Genomic DNA, 9,383 nt, shown 5'->3' with positions numbered 1-9,383 from the left:
CCAACAAAAAACCCACTTTTTTGTTTTTGCTATTCACCGGGGTGTTTTTTTTTTTTTTTTTTAAAAAAAAAAAAAAAAAAAAAAACCCCCCCCCCTCTTTCCCCCCCACAGCTCCTACACAGCTCGTTTCATTCGTCGACAAACAGATCCGGCATCAGTTTGTCGGTGGAGTCAGGCGCAAACCGATACGGTTGAAAATCCGTCACGCCGTGCTCACTCAGAATCTCTTCATCAATCAGCAACCGACCGGTAATGCTGCGACCGCTGCTGTCCAGGATGACATGGGCAGCGTCCGCCATGATCGCCGGTGTTCGTGCGTGTTTGAAAGACTCGCGTGAGCCGAGCTGAAATTCGATGGCAGCGGTGGCAATCATCGTCTGCGGCCACAGTGAATTAACGCTGATGCCATAACCGGCAAATTCCTCGCTCATGCCCAGGGTCAGCATGCTCATGCCGTATTTGGTCACCGTGTAGGGGCTGTATTGGGCAAACCATTTTGTCGCCAGGTTCAAGGGTGGCGACAGGTTAAGGATGTGGCCATTGGTTTTTTTCAAATAGGGCAGGGCCGCCTGGCTGCACAACAGCACGGCGCGGGTGTTGATCTGGTGCATCAGGTCGAAGCGCTTGAGCTCGATGTGTTGAACACCGGTCAGCTTAATCGCCCCGGCGTTGTTGATCAGCGCATCGATGGCGCCGAAATGTTCGTGGGCCTGGGCCAGCGCCTCGCGTACCGCGACTTCATCGCGAACATCCACCTGCAACGCCAGCGCCTTGCCGCCCGCGGCTTCGACTTCCCTGGCCACGCTGAAAATAGTGCCGGGCAGTTTGGGGTGGGGCTCGGCGCTTTTGGCCGCAATCACAATGTTGGCCCCATCCTGCGCGGCCCGCAGCGCAATCTCACGACCGATCCCGCGACTGGCGCCAGTGATGAACAGGGTTTTGCCTTGTAAAGACATGCGTGCGCTCCTGATTATTGTTATGTGAGCGGAGGCTCGACAAACAATGTAGACCATGTCTTTCAGGGCAAACGATCAGGGGCGGCAGGACTGCAGGACTGCGGGAGCTGTGTAGGAGCTGTCGAGAGAAACGAGGCTGCGATCTTTTGATCTTAAAAAACCAACGTCAAAAGATCGCAGCCTCGTTTCTCTCGACAGCTCCTACACGACTCCCACAGTCTTACAGTCAAGCAGGTTTAGCGGGACATGACTTCGCGAATGTCCGCCGCCAATTCGCGTACGCGTTCTTCTTCGGTGTCCCACGAGCACATGAAGCGTGCGCCGCCGTTGCCGATGAAGGTGTAGAAGCGCCAGCTCTTGGCTGTCAGTGCGGCGATGGCCGGTTCCGACAGTTGCAGGAATACGCCGTTGGCCTGCACCGGGAACATCAGTTCGACGCCAGGAATGTCGCTCACCAGTTCCGCCAGCAATTGCGCGCAGTGGTTGGCGTGTTTGGCGTATTTGAGCCAGGCGTCGTTTTCGAGGATGCCGACCCACGGCGCCGAGAGGAAACGCATTTTCGAGGCCAGTTGCCCGGCCTGTTTGCAGCGGTAATCGAAGTCTTCGGCCAGTTTGTGGTTGAAGAACAGAATGGCCTCGCCCACCGCCATGCCGTTTTTCGTGCCGCCAAAGCACAGTACGTCGACACCGGCCTTCCAGGTCAGGTCCGCTGGCGAGCAGCCAAGAAATGCGCAGGCATTGGAGAACCGCGCGCCGTCCATGTGCAGGTTCAGGCCCAGCTCTTTGCAGGTGACGCTGATCGCGCGGATTTCTTCCGGGGTGTAGACGCTGCCGACTTCGGTGGCTTGGGTCAGGGTCACGACGCGCGGTTTCGGGTAGTGGATGTCCTGGCGCTTGAGGGCGATTTCGCGGATCGATTCCGGGGTCAGCTTGCCGTTTTCGGTGCGGGCGACGAGCAGCTTGGAACCGTTGGAAAAGAATTCCGGGGCGCCGCATTCGTCGGTTTCGACGTGGGCGGTTTCCGAGCAGATCACGCTGTGGTAACTCTGGCACAGCGACGACAGGGCCAGGGAGTTGGCGGCGGTGCCGTTGAAGGCGAAAAACACTTCGCAGTCGGTTTCGAACAGCTTGCGGAAATCGTCGGACGCGCGGGCGGTCCATTCATCGTCGCCATAAGCGCGTTGGTGGCCGTGGTTGGCCTGTTCCATGGCAGCCCAGGCTTCAGGGCAGATACCGGAATAGTTGTCGCTGGCGAATTGTTGGCTCTTATCGGTCATGGCCGGCTTCCGTGGTCGAGGCTCTTATGGTGAAGAGCTTCGTGGTCAATGATGGTGCGCACTTTACCCAAGATCGTCAGGAGAGCACACGGGATGATGCTGTCAGAAAAATACAGGGACGACGGGCAATTATGCACATGACGCCAAGGGATGGGGCGCTCGATCTGCTCAAATGGCTGGCGCTGCTGTGCATGGTGCTCGATCACCTGCGATATGTCGGTTATTCCGTCGATCTGCTGTATGTGCCGGGACGGTTGGCGTTTCCGTGGTTCTGCCTGGCGATGGCCGCCAATCTCGCGCGGACGCGTGTCGTGTCGAACGGCAGTCAATGGCGTTATCTGGGTTGGTTGCTGTTGTTTAGCGCCATCAGCGAAATTCCTTATCGGCTGTACATTCCTGATCCCGACACCTTGAACGTGATGCCCACGCTGGCGCTCGGTCTGCTGCTGGCGCGTGGTTGGCAGCACAAAAACCTGCAATCGCGACTGCTGGCGGTCGGCGCTCTAGCCTTGGCGGCAGTGTTCTCGGAGCGACTGATGTTCGGTTTCTTCGGTGTGCTGCTGCCGTTGGCGATGCTGCTGGTGATCCGTCGGCCCTGGTATTTCAGCCTGTTGCCGGGGCTGGTCTGCCTGGCGGCCAATCAGTGGCAAGTGCTGTATGCCTCCGCGCGGTTTCACAGCAGTGAGGCCATCCTCGGCATTGCCGCTTGTCTGATCGCGCCACTGCTGGGGCTGCTCTTGTTGCGACACGCGAAAGGTATTCAGCCACCACCCATGCGCCGCGGGGCGTACGCGCTCTATCCCGTGCACTTCCTGCTGTTGCTCGCCGTGCGACAGGTCATCGCCTGACCCTTGTGGGAGCGGGCTTGCTCGCGAATGCGTCGGGCCAGTCAACATCTGTGTCGGATGAACAACCGCATTCGCGAGCAAGCCCGCTCCCACAAGGGATCCAGGCTGATTCGAGGACCCTCTTCAGTCAGCCATTTCAGCCCATGTCGTAAACGCACCTTTGCGTGGCGTCCGTAGGCATTTGACCTGTCTGCGCCGGTCATACCATCGCATTCAAAGGGCACTGCCGAAACGCCAGTGCCTTACCGAGACGAATGGCGCATAGATGCCGCTGGGAGAGACGCGATGTTCAGCAAGCAAGACCAGATCAAGGGTTACGACGATGCACTGCTGGCGGCCATGAATGCCGAGGAGCAACGCCAGGAAGATCACATCGAGCTGATCGCGTCAGAGAACTACACCAGCAAACGCGTCATGGAAGCGCAAGGCAGTGGCCTGACCAACAAATACGCCGAAGGCTATCCGGGCAAGCGCTACTACGGTGGCTGCGAGCACGTCGACAAGGTTGAAGCCCTGGCCATCGAACGCGCCAAGCAACTGTTCGGCGCCGATTACGCCAACGTGCAGCCGCACTCCGGTTCTTCCGCCAACAGCGCCGTTTACCTGGCCCTGATCCAGCCGGGCGATACCATTCTCGGCATGAGCCTGGCCCACGGCGGCCACCTGACCCACGGCGCCAAAGTGTCGTCCTCGGGCAAGCTGTACAACGCTGTGCAGTACGGCATCGACACCAAGACCGGTCTGATCGATTACGACGAAGTCGAGCGCCTGGCCGTCGAGTGCAAGCCGAAGATGATCGTTGCCGGCTTCTCGGCCTACTCCAAGACCCTCGACTTCCCGCGCTTCCGGCAGATTGCCGACAAGGTCGGTGCGCTGCTGTTCGTCGACATGGCCCACGTGGCCGGTCTGGTCGCCGCCGGTCTGTACCCGAACCCGCTGCCTTATGCCGACGTGGTCACCACCACCACCCACAAGACCCTGCGCGGTCCGCGTGGCGGGTTGATCCTGGCCAAGTCCAACGAAGAGATCGAGAAAAAGCTCAACGCCGCAGTATTCCCCGGCGCGCAGGGCGGCCCGCTGATGCACGTGATCGCCGGTAAAGCGGTGTGCTTCAAGGAAGCGCTGGAGCCCGGTTTCAAGGCTTACCAGCAACAAGTGATCGACAACGCCCAGGCCATGGCCGGCGTATTCATCAAACGCGGCTACGATGTAGTGTCCGGCGGCACCGACAACCACCTGTTCCTGGTCAGCCTGATCCGTCAGGGCCTCACCGGTAAAGAGGCGGATGCAGCACTCGGTCGCGCCCACATCACCGTGAACAAGAACGCTGTCCCGAATGATCCACAGTCGCCGTTCGTGACCTCCGGCCTGCGTATCGGCACCCCGGCGGTGACCACTCGCGGCTTCAAGGTGGCCCAGTGCGTCACGCTGGCCGGCTGGATCTGCGACATCCTCGACAACCTCGGCGACGCCGATGTCGAGGCCAATGTTGCACAGCAAGTGGCAGCCTTGTGCGCGGACTTCCCGGTTTATCGCTGAGCGCGGTTTTGGAGTAAATGACTATGCAACGCTATTCAGGCTTCGGCCTCTTCAAACACTCCCTCAGCCATCACGAAAACTGGCAGAAAATGTGGCGCACGCCGACCCCTAAAAAGGTCTACGACGTGGTCATCGTCGGCGGTGGCGGGCATGGTCTGGCGACCGCCTACTACCTGGCCAAGGAACACGGCATCACCAACGTGGCCGTGGTCGAGAAAGGCTGGCTGGGCGGCGGTAACACCGCGCGCAACACCACCATCGTTAGCAACAAATACCAGTGGGTAGAGGAGGCGGAACTTTAACTACACGCGTTGTAATTGTGGGAAGGCCTGTCCCAGGACCTGAACTACAACGTGATGTTCTCCCAGCGCGGCGTCTACAACCTGTGCCATACCCTGCAGGACATTCGTGATTCCGAGCGTCGGGTCAGCGCCAACCGCCTCAACGGCGTGGACGGCGAATTGCTCGATGCCAAGCAAGTGGCCGACGAGATTCCGTACCTCGACTGCTCGAAAAACACCCGCTACCCGGTGATGGGCGCCACCGTCCAGCGTCGTGGCGGCGTGGCCCGTCACGATGCCGTGGCGTGGGGCTTTGCCCGTGCCGCTGACGCCTTGGGCGTCGACCTGATCCAGCAGACCGAAGTCATCGGCTTCCGCAAGGAAAACGGTGTGTGCATCGGTGTTGAAACCAACAAGGGCTTCATCGGCGCCAAGCGCGTCGGCGTGGTCACCGCCGGTAACTCCGGACACATGGCCAAGCTCGCCGGTTTCCGTCTGCCGATAGAATCCCACCCGCTGCAAGCGCTGGTGTCCGAGCCGATCAAGCCGATTATCGACAGCGTGATCAGTCCAACGCCGTACACGGTTACATCAGCCAGTCCGACAAGGGCGACCTGGTGATCGGCGCCGGTATCGACGGCTACAACGGCTACGGCCAGCGTGGTTCGTACCCGGTGATCGAGCACACCATCCAGGCCATCGTCGAGATGTTCCCGGTGTTGTCCCGCGTACGCATGAACCGGCAGTGGGGCGGCATCGTCGACACCACGCCGGATGCCTGCCCGATCATCTCGAAAACCCCGGTCCCGAACATGTTCTTCAACTGCGGTTGGGGCACCGGTGGCTTCAAGGCAACACCTGGCTCGGGCAACGTCTTTGCCGCGAGCCTGGCCAAGGGTGAAATGCACCCATTGGCTGCACCTTTCTCCATCGACCGTTTCCACAACGGTGCGTTGATCGATGAACACGGCGCTGCTGCGGTTGCCCACTAACAGGAGAAATCCCCATGTTGCATATCTTCTGTCCTCACTGCGGCGAGCTGCGCTCCGAAGAGGAATTCCACGCATCCGGCCAGGCGCACATCCCGCGTCCACTGGATCCGAACAGCTGCACCGACGAGGAGTGGGGCGACTACATGTTCTTCCGCGATAACCCTCGCGGCCTGCACCACGAACTGTGGGATCACGTCGCCGGTTGCCGTCAGTATTTCAACGCCACCCGTGACACCGTGACCTACGAGATTCTCGAGACCTACAAGATCGGCACCAAGCCACAATTCACCGACAAGACCGACAGCCCGAAAGCGGCCGCCACGGCTCTGGGAGAGAAGGTATGAGCCAGATCAATCGCCTGTCCAACGGCGGACGGATCGACCGCAACAAAGTGCTGAGCTTCACCTTCAACGGCCAGGTCTACAAAGGCTTTGAAGGCGATTCCCTGGCCGCAGCCCTGCTGGCCAACGGTGTCGACATCATCGGTCGCAGCTTCAAATATTCCCGTCCGCGCGGCATCTTCGCCGCCGGTGCCGAAGAGCCGAACGCCGTGCTGCAAATCGGCGCGACCGAAGCCACGCAGATCCCCAACGTACGCGCCACGCAACAAGCGCTGTACCAAGGCCTGGTCGCCACCAGCACCAACGGCTGGCCGAGCGTGAACAACGACATGATGGGAATTCTCGGCAAGGTCGGCGGCAAGCTGATGCCGCCGGGTTTCTACTACAAAACCTTCATGTACCCGCAATCGTTCTGGATGACATACGAGAAGTACATTCGTAAAGCCGCCGGTCTTGGCCGATCGCCGACCGAGAACGATCCGGACACCTACGACTACATGAACCAGCATTGCGACGTGCTGATCGTCGGCGGTGGCCCTGCTGGCCTGGCCGCTGCATTGGCCGCGGCGCGCAGCGGTGCACGTGTCATTCTGGCGGATGAACAAGAAGAGTTCGGCGGCAGCCTGCTCGATTCCCGCGAAAGCCTCGACGGCAAGCCGGCGGCCGAGTGGATCGCCAGCGTTATCGACGAGCTGAAAAACACCCCGGACGTGCTGCTGTTGCCGCGCGCCACGGTCAACGGTTATCACGACCATAACTTCCTGACCATCCACGAGCGCCTGACCGATCACCTCGGCGACCGCGCCCCGATTGGCCAGGTGCGTCAGCGCATCCACCGTGTTCGCGCCAAGCGCGTCGTGCTGGCGACCGGCACGCACGAGCGTCCACTGGTCTACGGCAACAACGACGTGCCGGGCAACATGCTCGCCGGCGCAGTGTCGACGTATGTTCGTCGTTACGGCGTGGCACCAGGCAAAAAACTGGTGCTGTCGACCAACAACGACCACGCCTATCGCGTTGCTCTGGATTGGCTCGATGCCAGCCTGCAAGTCGTGGCCATCGCCGACGCTCGCAGCAATCCGCGCGGTGCGTTGGTTGAAGAAGCGCGCGCCAAAGGCATCCGCATCCTCACTGGCAGCGCCGTGATCGAGGCCCGTGGCAGCAAGCACGTGACCGCCGCTCGCGTTGCCGCGATCGACGTCAAAGCGCACGCCGTGACCAGTCCTGGCGAGTGGCTCGAATGCGACCTGGTCGCCAGCTCCGGCGGTTACAGCCCGGTGGTTCACTTGGCTTCGCACCTGGGCGGCAAGCCGATCTGGCGTGAAGACATCCTCGGTTTCGTACCGGGCGAAGCACCGCAGAAACGCGTGTGCGTCGGTGGCATCAACGGCGTCTACGGCCTCGGCGATTCCCTGGCCGATGGTTTTGAAGGCGGCGCTCGCGCAGCCAGCGAAGCCGGTTTCAGCGTGGTCGAAGGCACCTTGCCGAAAGCCCTGAGCCGTCTCGAAGAACCGACCCTGGCGCTGTTCCAGGTACCGCACGAAAAGAACACCGCACGTGCGCCGAAGCAATTCGTCGACCTGCAAAACGACGTCACCGCAGCCGCCATCGAACTGGCGACCCGCGAAGGCTTCGAGTCGGTCGAGCACGTCAAACGCTACACCGCACTGGGCTTCGGTACGGACCAGGGCAAACTCGGCAACGTCAACGGCCTGGCCATCGCCGCCCGTTCGCTGAACGTGACCATCCCGCAGATGGGCACCACCATGTTCCGCCCGAACTACACGCCGGTGACTTTCGGCGCCGTGGCCGGCCGTCACTGTGGGCACATCTTCGAGCCGGTCCGTCACACCGCGCTGCATCACTGGCACGTGAAGAATGGTGCCGAGTTTGAAGACGTCGGTCAGTGGAAGCGTCCTTGGTACTTCCCGAAAAACGGTGAAGACCTGCACGCGGCCGTGAAGCGCGAATGCAAAGCCGTGCGCGACAGCGTCGGTCTGCTGGACGCTTCGACCCTGGGCAAAATCGACATCCAGGGGCCGGACTCGCGCGAGTTCCTCAACCGCATCTACACCAACGCCTGGACCAAGCTCGATGTGGGCAAGGCGCGTTATGGCTTGATGTGTAAAGAAGACGGCATGGTCTTCGACGACGGCGTAACCGCCTGTCTGGCCGACAACCATTTCGTGATGACCACCACCACGGGCGGCGCAGCACGCGTACTGCAATGGCTGGAAATCTACCACCAGACCGAATGGCCAGACCTGAAGGTGTACTTCACCTCCGTGACGGATCACTGGGCGACCATGACCCTGTCCGGGCCGAACAGCCGCAAGCTGCTCAGCCAGGTCACCGACATTGATCTGAGCAACGAAGCGTTCCCGTTCATGACCTGGAAAGAAGGCCTGGTCGGCGGTGTGCCGGCGCGGGTGTTCCGGATTTCGTTTACCGGTGAACTGTCGTACGAAGTCAACGTGCAGGCCGACTATGCGATGGGCGTGCTCGAGAAAATCGTCGAGGCCGGCAAACAGTACAACCTGACGCCATACGGCACTGAAACCATGCACGTCCTGCGGGCCGAGAAGGGTTTCATCATCGTTGGCCAGGACACCGACGGCTCGATGACGCCGGATGACTTGAACATGGGCTGGTGTGTCGGTCGCACCAAACCGTTCTCGTGGATCGGCCAGCGTGGCATGAACCGCGAAGACTGCGTGCGTGATCAACGTAAACAGCTGGTTGGCCTGAAGCCGATCGATCCGACCAAATGGCTGCCGGAAGGTGCGCAACTGGTGTTCAACACCAAGCAAGCGATTCCGATGACCATGGTTGGTCACGTGACCTCCAGCTACTTGCACAACTCCCTCGGCTATTCGTTTGCCATGGGTGTGGTCAAGGGCGGCTTGAAGCGCATCGGTGAACGCGTGTTTGCGCCACTGGCGGACGGTAGCGTGATCGAAGCGGAAATCGTTTCTTCGGTGTTCTTCGATCCGAAAGGCGATCGCCAGAATATTTGATGGCCTCGAGATCTGTGGGGGGCTGCCAATCGCTAGCAGGCTAGCTCCCACAGGGAAACACGGTCGAATGTGGGAGCTAGCCTGCTAGCGATGACGGCAGTGCCTTCACCACAGGAACCAACAGAATTCAGG

6 protein-coding genes and 1 pseudogene are annotated in these 9,383 nt (G+C 60.4%); 5 read left to right on the top strand and 2 right to left on the bottom strand.

What is annotated here, in order from left to right; genetic code table 11:
• Positions 1 to 128 precede the first annotated feature (128 nt).
• Both ACIPL2_RS06205 and ACIPL2_RS06200 read right to left on the bottom strand, forming a co-directional pair.
• Entirely contained in the window at positions 129 to 956 is an 828-nt protein-coding gene (locus tag ACIPL2_RS06205; RefSeq protein WP_401353984.1) for an SDR family oxidoreductase, read from the bottom strand.
• A 236-nt stretch (positions 957 to 1,192) separates the two neighbouring features.
• Complete coding sequence (locus ACIPL2_RS06200) at positions 1,193 to 2,233, bottom strand: low specificity L-threonine aldolase (protein ID WP_401353982.1); 1,041 nt, start codon at positions 2,231 to 2,233, stop codon at positions 1,193 to 1,195.
• Positions 2,234 to 2,364: 131 nt separating this feature from the next.
• On the opposite strand from ACIPL2_RS06200, the gene ACIPL2_RS06195 reads away from it, so the two are divergent.
• From ACIPL2_RS06195 to ACIPL2_RS06175, 5 genes and pseudogenes are all read left to right on the top strand, one after another.
• Positions 2,365 to 3,081, top strand: a complete 717-nt coding sequence (locus ACIPL2_RS06195) for a TraX family protein (protein WP_401353980.1) — start codon at positions 2,365 to 2,367, stop codon at positions 3,079 to 3,081.
• 285 nt (positions 3,082 to 3,366) lie between these two features.
• Positions 3,367 to 4,620 carry a serine hydroxymethyltransferase gene (gene glyA / locus ACIPL2_RS06190; protein ID WP_401353976.1) on the top strand — a complete coding sequence of 418 codons (1,254 nt, stop codon included), beginning with the start codon at positions 3,367 to 3,369 and terminating at the stop codon, positions 4,618 to 4,620.
• A 17-nt stretch (positions 4,621 to 4,637) separates the two neighbouring features.
• Positions 4,638 to 5,893 (top strand): annotated as a pseudogene (locus ACIPL2_RS06185) (sarcosine oxidase subunit beta family protein).
• Positions 5,894 to 5,907: 14 nt separating this feature from the next.
• Positions 5,908 to 6,237 (top strand): sarcosine oxidase subunit delta, encoded by a 330-nt coding sequence (locus tag ACIPL2_RS06180; protein ID WP_046818244.1) that lies wholly within the window; start codon positions 5,908 to 5,910, stop codon positions 6,235 to 6,237.
• A complete protein-coding gene (locus ACIPL2_RS06175) occupies positions 6,234 to 9,251 on the top strand; it encodes a sarcosine oxidase subunit alpha (RefSeq protein WP_401353973.1) in 3,018 nt (1,005 codons plus the stop codon). The genes ACIPL2_RS06180 and ACIPL2_RS06175 overlap by 4 nt, the downstream gene beginning before the upstream one ends.
• The last annotated feature ends 132 nt before the right edge of the window (positions 9,252 to 9,383 follow it).

Source organism: Pseudomonas sp. NPDC086251, from assembly GCF_044746405.1.
Classification (GTDB): domain Bacteria; phylum Pseudomonadota; class Gammaproteobacteria; order Pseudomonadales; family Pseudomonadaceae; genus Aquipseudomonas.
The sequence above is the reverse complement of the archived record's forward strand: the minus strand, read 5'-3'. Positions and strand labels throughout refer to the sequence as shown.

Excerpts from the sequence above, each read along its gene's own strand:
- ACIPL2_RS06205 (WP_401353984.1), bottom strand. The coding sequence starts at position 956 with ATGTCTTTACAAGGCAAAACCCTGTTCATCACTGGCGCCAGTCGCGGG.
- ACIPL2_RS06200 (WP_401353982.1), bottom strand. The coding sequence starts at position 2,233 with ATGACCGATAAGAGCCAACAATTCGCCAGCGACAACTATTCCGGTATC.
- ACIPL2_RS06195 (WP_401353980.1), top strand. The coding sequence starts at position 2,365 with ATGCACATGACGCCAAGGGATGGGGCGCTCGATCTGCTCAAATGGCTG.
- glyA (WP_401353976.1), top strand. The coding sequence starts at position 3,367 with ATGTTCAGCAAGCAAGACCAGATCAAGGGTTACGACGATGCACTGCTG.
- ACIPL2_RS06180 (WP_046818244.1), top strand. The coding sequence starts at position 5,908 with ATGTTGCATATCTTCTGTCCTCACTGCGGCGAGCTGCGCTCCGAAGAG.
- ACIPL2_RS06175 (WP_401353973.1), top strand. The coding sequence starts at position 6,234 with ATGAGCCAGATCAATCGCCTGTCCAACGGCGGACGGATCGACCGCAAC.